The 14,461-nt window shown below is 62.1% G+C and carries 6 protein-coding genes, 2 tRNA genes and 2 rRNA genes (1 of these 10 only partly in view); 4 read left to right on the forward strand and 6 right to left on the reverse strand.

All coding sequences use genetic code 11. From position 1 onward, the window contains the following. The 4 genes from GGD67_RS07270 to GGD67_RS07285 all read right to left on the reverse strand — a co-directional run. Positions 1 to 1,240, reverse strand: a 23S ribosomal RNA gene (locus GGD67_RS07270) (it extends 1,606 nt beyond the left edge of the window). A 415-nt stretch (positions 1,241 to 1,655) separates the two neighbouring features. Next, a tRNA-Ala gene (locus GGD67_RS07275) sits at positions 1,656 to 1,731 on the reverse strand. Positions 1,732 to 1,840: 109 nt separating this feature from the next. Further along, positions 1,841 to 1,917: transfer RNA gene (locus GGD67_RS07280), tRNA-Ile, on the reverse strand. Positions 1,918 to 2,109: 192 nt separating this feature from the next. Further along, positions 2,110 to 3,598, reverse strand: a 16S ribosomal RNA gene (locus GGD67_RS07285). The 16S and 23S rRNA genes sit together here with 2 tRNA genes alongside, the layout of an rRNA operon. 1,156 nt (positions 3,599 to 4,754) lie before the next feature. Between GGD67_RS07285 and GGD67_RS07290 the strand changes: the two genes are divergently transcribed. Both GGD67_RS07290 and GGD67_RS07295 read left to right on the forward strand, forming a co-directional pair. Beyond that, entirely contained in the window at positions 4,755 to 6,818 is a 2,064-nt protein-coding gene (locus GGD67_RS07290; protein ID WP_026201632.1) for a M23 family metallopeptidase, read from the forward strand. Positions 6,819 to 6,970: 152 nt separating this feature from the next. Beyond that, complete coding sequence (locus GGD67_RS07295) at positions 6,971 to 8,590, forward strand: SMP-30/gluconolactonase/LRE family protein (RefSeq protein WP_179731854.1); 1,620 nt, start codon at positions 6,971 to 6,973, stop codon at positions 8,588 to 8,590. A 93-nt stretch (positions 8,591 to 8,683) separates the two neighbouring features. On the opposite strand, the gene clpB is transcribed toward GGD67_RS07295, so the two are convergent. Beyond that, entirely contained in the window at positions 8,684 to 11,323 is a 2,640-nt protein-coding gene (gene clpB, locus GGD67_RS07300; RefSeq protein WP_179731856.1) for an ATP-dependent chaperone ClpB, read from the reverse strand. A 239-nt stretch (positions 11,324 to 11,562) separates the two neighbouring features. Here clpB and GGD67_RS07305 point away from each other — a divergent pair, with 239 nt between their 5' ends. Beyond that, the gene (locus GGD67_RS07305) at positions 11,563 to 12,351 is read left to right on the forward strand and encodes an MOSC domain-containing protein (protein WP_179731858.1); all 789 of its coding nucleotides are present in this window, start codon (positions 11,563 to 11,565) and stop codon (positions 12,349 to 12,351) included. A 148-nt stretch (positions 12,352 to 12,499) separates the two neighbouring features. Here GGD67_RS07305 and GGD67_RS07310 read toward each other — a convergent pair whose 3' ends face one another. Beyond that, positions 12,500 to 13,159, reverse strand: coding sequence for a TIGR02594 family protein (locus GGD67_RS07310; protein ID WP_018316240.1), 660 nt, complete (start codon positions 13,157 to 13,159; stop codon positions 12,500 to 12,502). Positions 13,160 to 13,375: 216 nt separating this feature from the next. Here GGD67_RS07310 and GGD67_RS07315 point away from each other — a divergent pair, with 216 nt between their 5' ends. After that, entirely contained in the window at positions 13,376 to 14,236 is an 861-nt protein-coding gene (locus GGD67_RS07315; RefSeq protein WP_179731859.1) for an alpha/beta fold hydrolase, read from the forward strand. Positions 14,237 to 14,461: the final 225 nt, after the last annotated feature.

The following is a 14,461-nucleotide window of genomic DNA, read 5'->3' on the forward strand; positions in this document are numbered from 1 at the left end:
GGCTCGTGGCTTGAGCCCCGTTACATCTTCGGCGCAGAAACCCTTATTTAGACCAGTGAGCTGTTACGCTTTCTTTAAAGGATGGCTGCTTCTAAGCCAACCTCCTGGTTGTTTTGGGATTTCCACATCCTTTCCCACTTAGCCACGAATTAGGGGCCTTAGCTGTAGGTCCGGGTTGTTTCCCTCTCCACGACGGACGTTAGCACCCGCCGTGTGACTCCCGGATAGTACTCTCAGGTATTCGGAGTTTGGTTGGGTTTGGTAAGACGGTAAGTCCCCCTAGCCCATCCAGTGCTCTACCCCCTGAGGTATTCATCCGAGGCGATACCTAAATATCTTTCGCGGAGAACCAGCTATTTCCCAGTTTGATTGGCCTTTCACCCCTAACCACAAGTCATCGGAGCCTTTTTCAACAGGCACCCGTTCGGTCCTCCAGTGAGTGTTACCTCACCTTCAACCTGCTCATGGCTAGATCACTAGGTTTCGGGTCTAATACAACGAACTTGACGCCCTATTCAGACTCGCTTTCGCTACGCCTTCGCCTATCGGCTTAAGCTTGCTCGTTAAATTAAGTCGCTGGCCCATAATACAAAAGGTACGATGTCACCCAGAACGAATCTTGGGCTCCATCTGTTTGTAGGTGTCCGGTTTCAGGTCTATTTCACTCCCCTCGTCGGGGTGCTTTTCACCTTTCCCTCACGGTACTGGTTCACTATCGGTCGCTGAGGAGTACTTAGGCTTGGAGGGTGGTCCCCCCGCGTTCAGACAGGATTTCACGTGTCCCGCCTTACTCGTGGATACATCATCGCATTACTCGTACGGGGCTATCACCCTCTGAGGCCCAGCTTTCCTGACTGGTTCCGATTGTCTTTGATGTATCACTGGCCTGGTCCGCGTTCGCTCGCCACTACTAACGGAGTCTCTGTTGATGTCCTTTCCTCCAGGTACTTAGATGTTTCAGTTCCCTGGGTTTGCTTGAAACCTCCTATGTATTCAGAAGTCTCATACCTTCTCTTGATAACCGGAAATCCAAAACCTCGCGGTCATGGTCCCGATCATTTCTGGTCGAACACCAAGACACAAGGTCTTGGAGTTCCGGCTATCGAAGGTGGGTTTCCCCATTCGGAAATCCATGGATCAAAGCTTCTTCGCAGCTCCCCACGGCTTATCGCAGCGTAGCACGTCCTTCATCGCCTCTCAGCGCCAAGGCATCCACCGAACACCCTTAAGGCACTTGATTGCTCTCATTATCAATGTCCACACACTCGGCAGAATGTTGTCTGCAGAATTACCTTGCGGCACGCGCCCTCGATGAACGCTATCTGCAGCCGGACAATGATTAGAAAGACCAGCTTGCTTCGTAAGATCGTTCCGATAGCGAGGCGGTCAAGCTTCGCTAAAAGGATCATTTACAACTCGCTTGTCTCTCCAGAGCAGCCTTGTGAGCTACCCTTGAAAGACGCACGAGCGCCGAAATGATCCGGAGATAATGAAGGCTCGCGTAGCAATTGCTTGCTGCAACGATCCAACTCGGATCGATCTCCTCTTTACGATGTCAGAAATCACGCAACTTGCTGTCTATCCAGACTAGCAAGATGCGAAGTGATGTTTCGCGGACGATTGTAGGTGCACGATCAGTCGATGATCAAACCATCTGGTGGAGCCAGACGGGATCGAACCGACGACCTCATGCTTGCAAAGCACGCGCTCTCCCAGCTGAGCTATGGCCCCGTAACCAGAAGACGAATGCTTGCTTGATTAGCCTGCCTTCGCCAAGGCTACGGCACGGCAGCCTTCATATCGAAGGGCTTGCCTAGCCGAAGCAGCGAAGCGCGAAGGCTGGTGGGCCTGGGAAGACTTGAACTTCCGACCTCACGCTTATCAAGCGCGCGCTCTAACCAACTGAGCTACAAGCCCCTAACGCATATCCAGTCAAGGACCAGGGATTCTGCAAGCTTGCAGCCCCAGCGCGTGTTCGTCCGCGAAGAAAGAGAAACGAAGACGGCGAAATCCCGCCAATGCAGCTCAACAATCCTGACGATTGTTGGCCACTGATGTTTCTAAAACGATCCGATAGTGAGCCGAAGCTCGCTGAAGGATCATCCTTAGAAAGGAGGTGATCCAGCCGCAGGTTCCCCTACGGCTACCTTGTTACGACTTCACCCCAGTCGCTGACCCTACCGTGGCCGGCTGCCTCCCTTGCGGGTTAGCGCACCGTCTTCAGGTAAAACCAACTCCCATGGTGTGACGGGCGGTGTGTACAAGGCCCGGGAACGTATTCACCGTGGCGTGCTGATCCACGATTACTAGCGATTCCAACTTCATGGGCTCGAGTTGCAGAGCCCAATCCGAACTGAGACGGCTTTTTGAGATTTGCGAAGGGTCGCCCCTTAGCATCCCATTGTCACCGCCATTGTAGCACGTGTGTAGCCCAGCCCGTAAGGGCCATGAGGACTTGACGTCATCCCCACCTTCCTCGCGGCTTATCACCGGCAGTCTCCTTAGAGTGCTCAACTAAATGGTAGCAACTAAGGACGGGGGTTGCGCTCGTTGCGGGACTTAACCCAACATCTCACGACACGAGCTGACGACAGCCATGCAGCACCTGTGTTCCAGGCTCCGAAGAGAAGGTCACATCTCTGCGACCGGTCCTGGACATGTCAAGGGCTGGTAAGGTTCTGCGCGTTGCGTCGAATTAAACCACATGCTCCACCGCTTGTGCGGGCCCCCGTCAATTCCTTTGAGTTTTAATCTTGCGACCGTACTCCCCAGGCGGAATGCTTAAAGCGTTAGCTGCGCCACTAGTGAGTAAACCCACTAACGGCTGGCATTCATCGTTTACGGCGTGGACTACCAGGGTATCTAATCCTGTTTGCTCCCCACGCTTTCGTGCCTCAGCGTCAGTATCGGGCCAGTGAGCCGCCTTCGCCACTGGTGTTCTTGCGAATATCTACGAATTTCACCTCTACACTCGCAGTTCCACTCACCTCTCCCGAACTCAAGATCTTCAGTATCAAAGGCAGTTCTGGAGTTGAGCTCCAGGATTTCACCCCTGACTTAAAGACCCGCCTACGCACCCTTTACGCCCAGTGATTCCGAGCAACGCTAGCCCCCTTCGTATTACCGCGGCTGCTGGCACGAAGTTAGCCGGGGCTTATTCTTGCGGTACCGTCATTATCTTCCCGCACAAAAGAGCTTTACAACCCTAGGGCCTTCATCACTCACGCGGCATGGCTGGATCAGGGTTGCCCCCATTGTCCAATATTCCCCACTGCTGCCTCCCGTAGGAGTTTGGGCCGTGTCTCAGTCCCAATGTGGCTGATCATCCTCTCAGACCAGCTACTGATCGTCGCCTTGGTGAGCCATTACCTCACCAACTAGCTAATCAGACGCGGGCCGATCTTTCGGCGATAAATCTTTCCCCGTAAGGGCTTATCCGGTATTAGCACAAGTTTCCCTGTGTTGTTCCGAACCAAAAGGTACGTTCCCACGCGTTACTCACCCGTCTGCCGCTGACGTATTGCTACGCCCGCTCGACTTGCATGTGTTAAGCCTGCCGCCAGCGTTCGCTCTGAGCCAGGATCAAACTCTCAAGTTGGACTTGAACTTTGAACCGGCTGATCACAACGTTTGACGAGGTCCCACCATTATCGACCGAAGTCGATGTGCTGCCTGCGATTCACATCGCTGGCAACGATGGTGTTTCCTTTGAAACGTGTACCGCCGAAGTCTTTCGTCCGGTCCCGACCAGAAAAGCCGAAGCTTTTCAGGAGCGAGACCCGCAAGGACTCCGCCGTCCACGTTTCTCTTTCTTCATCTTCACTTGTCAAACAGCCCGGGACCGTGGAGGCCCCAACCTTCCTGAGAGGAAGGGTTCCGACACCCTTACCGACGATGGATGAACTCCAATCGACTTACGTCGACTGTTGTGTCACTCAACAAGGTGAGGAGCATCAGTGGCGCGTTCGCTCGCCTTGGTCAGTGACCCGGCGGCGCCGCGCTCAGTGGTCGGGTTATAGGCCCCCGCACTCGGGATTGTCAACGCCCATTGTCAACAAATCGTCGCACGGTGGATTGTCGCGAAAAACAACGTGTTTCCAGGCGGTTACAAGGACCGCAGATGCGCCGATCCGGTCGGGCCGGTGAAAAAACTTGAAAAAAGTTTGGGCCCCAGGGGGCTCCGGAGCCGACCTGGGAGGGGTTGTGGGTGGGGACTGGGAAGCGACCTGGCAAGCGATCTGGCGAGCCACCTGGGAAGCCACATGGGGAACGGCTTGGCGAGTGGATTGGCGCGCGGGTCGGGATCGACACAGGGTACTTGGGGAGGGCTTGGGGGGGCGGCTTACCGTACCTTCGCGGCAGGAAGCAGCTTGCAGCACCCTCTCGGGAGGCCCCCGCCCTCCGGCCGTTCGGGAAACTTTTTCGATGACAGGCGCCGTACTTGAGCCACAATCCCGCGGCGTTCTGATAAGAGACAAGCTTGAATCGCAGGGATGCCAGTGGGGGCTGCCGGCGGTTTTCATGGGGTCAGAGGAAGGCGATCTTGCAGATGACGCGGCCTTCCTCCGACATTCGAGAGACATCGAGAGAGCTTCACCCGTCCAGCTGTTCGTAATTTCGGCCGGCCCCACCCGAGGGGCCTTCTGAGCACGGACGCCTGCGCGGCTTGCCTTTTCCGGCGATCCCCCTTCAAGAGGGCGACCAGGACGAGGTTCGAAAGTGGGCATCTTGGGTCGTTGATTGGGGGACTTGCGTTGAACCACAGGACATCACGCGGCGCTTACGGGCGTGAGACCGGGATCATCGATCTCGGCCACGAGCCGCCGCTGTCCGTCGATGGTTCTGAAGCCGCCGTAATCGACCGCCGTCGCGTCTCGGTGCAATGGTTCAGCGGGACAATTTTGACCGGACTCTGCGGCGCAGCCCTGATCGGCGGCGCCGTTTTCGCATCGCTCGACGGCGAGATGACCTTCGCCAAGGTGCCGGAGCGGGTCGAGGGCGCGTTGCGCGGTGCATTCGGCGCCGCCGATCGCGCCGCCACGCTGCACAAGAGCGACCGCCTGCCGCCACCGAGCGAATCCACGGCGTCCCGCAACATCATGCGCGTCTCCACGGTGGCGCGCGTCGGCAACCGCGACGTGATGCGGGTGCGCCCCTTCGTCCGGATCGCCGGCAATCTGTCGATGACGACGAGCGACCTGTCGGCGAAGATCCCGCCGTTCAACGCCCAGCGCCTGCTCACCGATGTCGGCTCCGATCCGAAGACCGCATCCGACGATCCCAACAATCCCGAAGCGGTCGAGCCCGACGCCGAAGTGTCCTTCGTCACCAAGGACCTGTCGCCGGTGCTGCCGAAAGCCAAGATTTCCGCGGTGGTGGCGCTCGACGACATCCTGATGCGGGTGCGCGATGCCGCCAACTGGCGCGGCAATGGCGGAGTGCGCTACGCCTCGCTCGCCAATGCCGCAGCCGATGTCTCCGGCGCGACCGGCCCGTCCGACATCAGAACCGCCTACGCCGCCGAAGCCTCGCCGTCCGATCCCTATGCCGGTTTCGAGACGCGCGTGGTGCCGGAAAACGTCACGCTGCTGCCCAAGACCAAGGAGCAGATCACCGGCGGCAATCCCAACGGCGAACGCGTCCATCTGGTCAAGAAGGGCGACAGCGTTGCCTCGGTGCTGCGCGATCTCGGCGCGAACGCCGACGAGATCAAGGCGATCACCGCGACGCTCGGCCCGCGCGGCCGCGACGGCGGCCTCAAGGACGGCGAGAAGCTCCGCATCCTGATGGCGCCGGCGAGTCCTGGTGCCCGCCTGCAGCCCTATCGCGTCGTCGTCGCCAACGAGACCATGGTCGAGGCGATCGCGGCGCTGTCCGATCTCGGCAAATACGTCGCGGTCGACGTCTCCAGCATGAACACCGTCGCCGATGCCGCGGCCAGCGCCAGCAGCGATGACGACGATGATGACGACGGCTCCGGCGTGCGGCTCTACCAGAGCATCTACGAGACCGCGATGCGCAACAAAGTGCCGATGCCGGTCATCGACGACATGATCAAGATCTACTCCTACGACGTCGATTTCCAGCGCAAGGTGCAGCCGGGCGATTCCTTCGACGTGTTCTACGCCGGCGAGGACGAGGGCGTGACGTCGACGGAGAAGAACGACGTGCTGTTCGCCTCCCTCACGGTCGGCGGCGAGACCAAGAAATACTACCGCTACCAGAGCCCCGACGACGGCGTCGTCGACTACTATGACGAGACCGGCAAGAGCGCGAAGAAATTCCTGGTCAGAAAGCCCGTCAACAACGCCATCATGCGCTCCGGCTTCGGCGGCCGCCGCCACCCGATCCTGGGCTATGTAAAGATGCACACCGGCGTCGACTGGGCCACCGCCTACGGCACGCCGATTTTCGCGTCCGGCAACGGCGTGATCGAGAAGGCCGGCCCCGAAGGCGGCTACGGCAAATATATCCGCATCAAGCACAACAACGGCTACGAGACGGCCTACGGCCACATGTCGGCGTTCGCCAAGGGCATGGAGATCGGCAAGAAGGTGCGGCAGGGCCAGGTAATCGGCTTCGTCGGCTCATCCGGCCTGTCGACCGGCCCGCACGTCCATTACGAGATCCTGGTCAACGGCCGCTTCGTCGACCCGATGCGTGTGAAGCTGCCGCGCGGCCGTTCGCTCGAGGGCCCGATGCTCGCAGGCTTCGAGAAGGAGCGCGACCGGCTCGACGGCATGATGAGCGGCCGCGGCGGCGCCATCGCCCGCATGTCTGACGCGACCGGCGGCCCGTTGCAGGTCAGCAACCGCTAATTGCAACCGGCCGGCATCGGCCGGACATCTCAAGATCCGATCCGAATTCGACGTTCTCGCGCGAGGCGCGCTTGGCGGCGGCTCAACGTCAAGTTTTGTTTGCCAAAGCGGCACCAGGGGCGAATACTTTCCAAAAAACGGGAGGTCTCGCCATGAAGAACAGGCTCGCCTGCGCAGCATTCGTCGCTGCCCTTTTCGCTACCACGAGCGTATCGGCCGAGACTTGGGAGGTCACCAAGCTGGTCCAGGGCTCGGCATTCCATGGCGTGCATGGGCTCGGCATCGACAAGGCCGGCCATCTGTTCGCCGGCAGCGTCGCCGGCGCCGCTCTCTACGAGGTGGATGTATCAGGCGGTACCGCCAAGGTTGCAATCCCCTCGCCGATCGGAATGGCCGACGACATCGCCTTCGCGCCCGACGGCACCATGGCCTGGACCGGATTCCTCACCGGCGATCTCTATGCGCGCAAGGGCGACGGCCCGATCAAGAAGCTCGCGAGCGGCCTTCCCGGCATCAACTCGCTCGCCTTCCGCAAGGACGGCAGGCTCTACGCCACCACCGTTTTCCTCGGCGACACGCTCTATGAGATCGACGTCGAGGGCGTGAAGCCGCCGCGCCAGATCATGGAGAAGATGGGCGGCCTCAACGGCTTCGAGTTCGGTCCCGACGACAAGCTCTACGGTCCGCTCTGGTTCAAGGGCCAGGTCGCAAAAGTCGACGTCGACAAGGCTGAGCTGACCGTCGTCGCCGACGGCTTCAAGGTCCCGGCCGCGGTGAACTTCGATTCCAAGGGCAATCTCTTCGTGGTCGACACCGCGCTCGGCCAGCTCGTCCGGGTCGATCCCAAATCGGGCGCCAAGACCATGGTCGCGCAATTGAAGCCGTCACTGGACAATCTCGCCATCGACGACAAGGACCGCATCTACGTCTCCAACATGGCCGACAACGGCATCCAGGAGGTCGACCCCGCGACCGGCCAGGCCAAGCAGATCATCATCGGCAAGCTCGCTTTGCCCGGGGGCATCGGCGTCACCTCGGAGAACGGCAAGGATACGATCCACCTCGCCGACGTGTTCGCCTATCGCACGGTGGATGGGGCGACCGGCGAGGTCACCGAAAAGGCGCGCATGCACGCCGCCGACACCACGCTCGAATATCCCATGAGCGCGACGGCGCGGGGCAACGACGTGGTGCTGTCGAGCTGGTTCACCGGCACGGTGCAGGTGATCGACGCCAAGACCGGCGCGACGCGCGACATGCTGCATGGCTTCAAGGCGCCGCACGATGCGATCGTGCTCGCCGACGGCAGCATTTTGGTCGCCGAGCTCGGCACCAAGTCGCTGGTCAAGGTGAGCGGTGAGCACGGCAAGGATCGCACCACGCTGATCGGCGACCTCGAGGGCCCGGTCGGGCTCGTTCGTGGCAAGACCGACGAGGTCTACGTCACCGACGCCTTTGCGGGCACTGTCTCGAGGATCGACAGCAACGGCGAAAAGACTGTGGTCGCCAAGGAGCTGAAGATGCCGGAGGGCATTGCGCGCGGCAGCGACGGCAAGCTGATCGTTGCGGAAGTCGGCGCCAAACGGCTGATCGAGATCGCGCCGGCGAGCGGCAAGATCACCGAGATCGCGGCCAATCTCCCAATCGGCCTCGCGGGCGCTCCTGGAGGGTTGCCGACCAACATTCCGACAGGCGTGGCGGTCGGGGCGACGGGGGTGATCTACTTCTCGTCCGACATCGAGAACGCGATCTACAAGGTCTCGAAGAAATAGCGATCGGCCGGGGGGCAAGCCGGGCAAGAACAATTCGCCCCGGAGAGGATGACCTCTCCGGGGCGATAATGTTTAACGGCGACCGCCCGCGTTTCAGTTCAGCTTTCGCTTCGCCACCGGCGCCTCGAACTGGGTGATCTCGGCGGTCTGAGGCGCCTTGCCGTTGAAGGTCAGGACGTTGCCTTCGGACGAGATCGCGACAGTATCGCCGTCCCTGACGTCGCCGGCGAGGATCATCTCGGCGAGCGGGTCCTGGACGTGACGCTGGATCACGCGCTTCAGCGGCCTTGCGCCGTAGGCGGGATCCCAGCCCTTGGCGGCGAGCCAGTCGCGTCCGGCGGCATCGAGCGTCAGCACGATCTTGCGATCGGTCAGCAGCCTCTGCAGGCGCGCGAACTGGATCTCGACGATCCGGCCCATCTCGCTCCGCTGCAAGCGGTGGAACAGGATGATCTCATCGACGCGGTTGAGGAATTCGGGGCGGAAATGCCCGCGCACCATTGCCATCACCTGCTCGCGCACGGCCGAAGTGTCCTCGCCCTCCGGCTGGTTCACCAGGAATTCCGAACCGAGGTTCGAGGTCATGATGATCAGCGTGTTGCGGAAATCGACGGTGCGGCCCTGGCCGTCGGTCAGGCGGCCGTCGTCGAGCACCTGCAACAGGACGTTGAAGACGTCGGGATGCGCCTTCTCGATCTCGTCGAACAGCACGACCTGGTAGGGCCGGCGCCGCACTGCCTCGGTGAGCGCGCCGCCTTCGTCATAACCGACATAGCCCGGAGGCGCACCGATCAGCCGCGAGACCGAGTGCTTCTCCATGTATTCGGACATGTCGAGGCGGACCATCGCGGTCTCGTCGTTGAACAGATACTCCGCGAGCGCCTTGGTCAGCTCCGTCTTGCCGACGCCGGTGGGCCCTAAGAACATGAAGGAGCCCGTGGGGCGGTTCGGGTCCTGCAAGCCCGCGCGCGAGCGACGCACGGCGGTTGCGACCGCGCGCACGGCCTCGGCCTGGCCGACGACGCGGGTGCCGAGCTGCTCCTCCATCTTCAGGAGCTTTTCCTTCTCGCCCTCCAGCATCTTGTCGACGGGCACGCCGGTCCAGCGCGAGACCACCTGCGCGATGTGATTGGCGGTGACCGCCTCCTCCATCATCTCGCCGGAGCCTTCACGCGCCTCGATATCCGCAAGCTGCTTCTCGAGCTGCGGGATCCGGCCATAGGCCAGCTCGCCGGCCTTCTGGAATTCGCCGCGACGCTGGGCGTCGGCGAGATCGACGCGCAGCGCGTCAAGCTCCGACTTCAGCTTCTGGGCGTTGGAGAGCTTGTTCTTCTCCGCGCTCCAGCGTGCCGTCAGCGCCGCGGACTTCTCCTCGAGCTCGGCGAGCTCTTTCTGGAGCGCCTCGAGACGGGACTTGGAGCCGGGATCGCTTTCCTTCTTGAGAGCTTCCTGCTCGATCTTGAGCCGGATGATCTCGCGGTCGAGCGAATCCAGCTCTTCCGGCTTGGAATCGACCTGCATCTTCAGCCGCGCAGCCGCCTCGTCCATCAGGTCGATCGCCTTGTCGGGCAGGAAGCGGTCGGTGATGTAGCGGTTGGACAGCGTCGTCGCGGCAACAAGCGCGGAATCCGTGATCCGCACGCCATGATGCTGCTCGTACTTGTCCTTCAGGCCGCGCAGGATCGAGATGGTGTCCTCGACCGAAGGCTCGCTGACGAAGATCGGCTGGAAGCGCCGCGCCAGCGCGGCGTCCTTCTCGACGTGCTTCTGATACTCGTCGAGCGTGGTCGCGCCGATGCAGTGCAGTTCGCCGCGGGCGAGCGCGGGCTTGAGCAGATTGGAGGCGTCCATCGCGCCGTCGCCTTTGCCGGCACCGATCAGGGTGTGCATCTCGTCGATGAAGAGAACGTAGGTGCCCTCGCTCGCGGTCACCTCCTGGAGCACGGCCTTCAACCGCTCCTCGAACTCACCGCGGTACTTCGCGCCCGCGATCAGCGCGCCGAGGTCGAGCGAGAGCAGCTTCTTGTCCTTCAGGCTCTCGGGCACGTCGCCGTTGACGATGCGCAGCGCCAACCCTTCCGCGATGGCGGTTTTGCCGACGCCGGGCTCGCCGATCAGGACGGGATTGTTCTTGGTCCGGCGCGACAGCACCTGGATCGTACGGCGGATTTCCTCGTCGCGGCCGATCACCGGATCGAGCTTGCCGTCGCGCGCGGCCTGGGTCAGGTCGCGGGCATATTTCTTCAGCGCGTCATAGGCGTTCTCGGCGGTCGCGCTGTCGGCCGTGCGGCCCTTGCGCAGCGCCTCGATCGCCGCATTGAGGTTTTGCGGGGTGACGCCGCCCTTGGCGAGGATGGTGCCGGCCTCGCTGGTTTTTTCCAGCGTCAGGCCGAGCAGCAGCCGCTCGACGGTGACGAAGCTGTCGCCAGCCTTCTCGCCGGCCTTTTCGGCGGCATCAAAAGTGCGGGCGAGCTCGGGCGCCAGATAGATCTGGCCGGCGCCGCCACCGCTGACCTTCGGCACCTTGCCGAGGGCATCCTCGGTCGCCTTCAGGATTGCGCGGGAATTGCCGCCGGCGCGGTCGATCAGACCGGAAGCCAGCCCCTCATTGTCGTCCAGCAGGACCTTGAGCACGTGCAGGGTGGAGAACTGCTGGTGCCCCTCGCGCATCGCGAGCGACTGCGCTGACTGGACGAAGCCCCTGGAGCGTTCGGTGTATTTGTCGATATTCATCTTTTCTGTCCCTCGGCCTGCCCTCAGGGCCCTCTAAGGCACCCCAAACGGCATCTTCATTGGGTTTCCGATTACCGCATTGACGTTTCTCAACCGGTAACGGTCGTCTTCTGTCGGCGTTGCCGCCGGCCTGAGCCAGATGTGGGAAGCAGGTTGCGGATGCGAAAGAGGCGCGTTCACAATTTCGTGCGCCGATCCGCCGGCTTGGCGGGGCCAGGTCGAATCCCTTAAGTAGCGTCATGACAGCCAGCCAGACTGCCGAAATCACCGGCCTTTACCGCTACCCGATCAAGGGCCTGACGCCGGAGGCCCTGCGCCGCGTCCCCTTGCGGACCGGCCAGACCCTGCCCGCCGACCGCCGCTACGCCATCGAGAATGGCCCGAGCGGCTTCGATCCCGAGGCGCCCGAGTGGAAGCCGAAAATCCAGTTTCTGATGCTCGCACGAAATGAGCGGCTTGCCGAGCTCGACAGCCGCTTCGACGATGCCACCCATGTCTTGACCATCCGCAAGGACGGCCAGACCGTCGCCAGCGGCGATCTGGAAACCGCGGTCGGGCGCGCCGCCATCGAGCGCTACTTCGCGGAAAATTTCCAGCCGGAACTGAAGGGCCCGCCGAAGCTGCTGTCCGGCCGCGATCACAGCTTCTCCGACGTCGCCCGGAAGGTGGTCTCCATCATCAATCTCGGCAGCGTCCGCGCCATCGAGACCATGCTGGGCGGGACCGCCGTGCATCCGCTGCGCTTCCGCGCCAATCTCTACGTGAAGGGCTGGCCGGCCTGGTCGGAGCTCGATCTCGTCGGCCAGACGCTGGCGATCGGCGCGGCGCGCCTGAAAGTGGTCAAGCGCATCGTCCGCTGCCCGGCCACCAATGTCGACCCGGTGACGGCCAAGCGCGATCTCGAGATACCGCCGACGCTCTCGCGCAATCTCGGCCACATGGACTGCGGCATCTATGCCGAGGTGATCGAAGGTGGCGAGATCGGCGTCGGCGATGCGATCGCGTTGGCAGAGCCGAAGCTGGTGTGAGCCGGCACCGGTACCGTAGGGTGGGCAAAGCGACTTGTCCGCCATAGCTCGAAGAGCGACGGCAGAAGCGTGCCCACGCAATTTCTGCGACGGAGAGAGATGGTGGGCACGGCGCAAGTGCGCCTTTGCCCACCCTACGGCTCCGTCGTTAGTTCGGCATCACATATGCGTAGATCCGGCCGCGCGAGACCGGCGCCTCGCGGACGCGGTTGCCGTTATTGCCGGAGATCATGATCGGATTGCCCTGTGCATCGATGCCGGTGATGATGCCGACATGACCGCCGCGGCGACCGCGCGACATCACTGCGATGGCGCCGACCTGTGGACCGGAGACGCGGGTGCCGTAGCGGGCGAACGAGCTCGCCATGTCGGAGCCTGAGCCCTTATGGCCGGTATGCTCCAGCACCATGTTCATGAAGCGCGCGCACCACAGGCTGCCGCGCCCGGTCGGATTGCCGCCGACATAGCGGCGCGCCTCGGACACCAGGCTCGATCCGCCGCCGAAGCCGCCGCTTGCAGCCATGGTGTTGTTGGCCATGCCGCCGCTGTTGGCGTTCGGATCATAGCTCGCCTGGGTGTCGGCGAATCCGCTCGCCCGCAACTGCGCCGCGCTGCGCTCGAAGCGCGAGCTGCGTGCATGGTGGCGGTAATGATGATGTCTGGCGTGGTGCACGTGTGCGTGCCGCTCTGCGCTATGACGATGATGCGGCCGCGCTGAGGCCGGAGAAACGAACGCGGCAACCGCCGCGAAGAAGATCGCCAGCGCGACTACACAACGCGACAGGCGAGACGCAAACAACTCAAACATTCTTCATCCTTCGTTGACACCCCACTTCCCGATCGGCCCGTGCAACGGCCGACATCGGTCTGGCCGTTAAGCCGCCCGATGTGGCGAGAAAAAGACGCGGGCTGCCTGCGAATAGCTGTGATGATTTTGCGCCGACACTGATCGAGGCCGCCGCATTGCGGACAACAGCATTAACTGCAATCCTGCAAAGGCGGCTTGAAGAGAGGGAAACGGTTAATGCCCCACGCCACGACCAGGGACGACGTCCGCATCTATTTTGAGGAAGCGGGTCAGGGAACGCCGATCATTTTTCTGCACGAGTTCGCGGCCGACTACACCAATTGGGAGCCGCAGATGCGTTACTTCTCGCGCGGCCACCGCTGCATCACCTATTCGGCGCGCGGCTACACGCCGTCGGACGTGCCGGAGGGCGAGGTTTACAGCTACACGCATTTCTATAGCGATGCGCTCGCGGTGCTCGATCATCTCAGGATTGAGCGCGCGCATCTGGTCGGCCTGTCGATGGGCGCCTACTCCTCGCTCCAGATCGGGCTCAACGCGCCGCAGCGCGCGTTGTCGATGACGCTGGCCGGCGTCGGCTCCGGCTCGGAGATCGAGAACCTGGAGGCGTGGCGCAAGCAGTGCCGCGCCAATGCCGAGCAGTTCGAGACGCTGGGCTCCGCCGAGGTCGCGAAAGTCACGCGCGAGGCGCCGAGCCGGATTCCCTTCCTGGTGAAGGATCCCCGCGGCCACGCCGATTTCTACGCCGCGCTGGCGCGCCACGACGCCAAGGGGTCGGCACGCACGATGCGCGGCTTCCAGGGCCGCCGCCCCTCGATTTACACGATGACGGATGCGATCAAGCGCGCATCGACGCCGGCGCTGATCATCTGCGGCGACGAGGACGATCTATGCGTCGGACCGAGCCTGTTCCTGAAGAAGCATCTGCCTGCGGCGGGGCTGGCGATGTTTCCGAAGTCGGGCCACGTGCTCAATCTCGAAGAGCCCGCGCTGTTCAACGCGAGCGTGGAGCGCTTCGTGGCGCTGGTTGAGGCCGGGCGATGGCCGGTGCGTGATCCCAGGTCGCTGGCGCATTAGGCACAGGCGCAGCAAATACTCCGTCGCGTAGCCCGGATGGAGCGAAAGCGTAATCCGGGATTGTCAACGCGGCGCGACTTGCCCCGGATTGCGCTGCGCTTCATCCGGGCTACGGGGTTCGGTTAGGTCTGCACTATGAAACGCCCCGCGCTCTCAACTCCGTCACCCTGAGGTGGCCGCTTCTTCAGCGGCCCTCGAAGGGCGACGGCCACGCTCTCGCCACAG

Origin of the sequence: Bradyrhizobium sp. IAR9 (genome assembly GCF_013408065.1) — a bacterium.
Classification (GTDB): domain Bacteria; phylum Pseudomonadota; class Alphaproteobacteria; order Rhizobiales; family Xanthobacteraceae; genus Bradyrhizobium.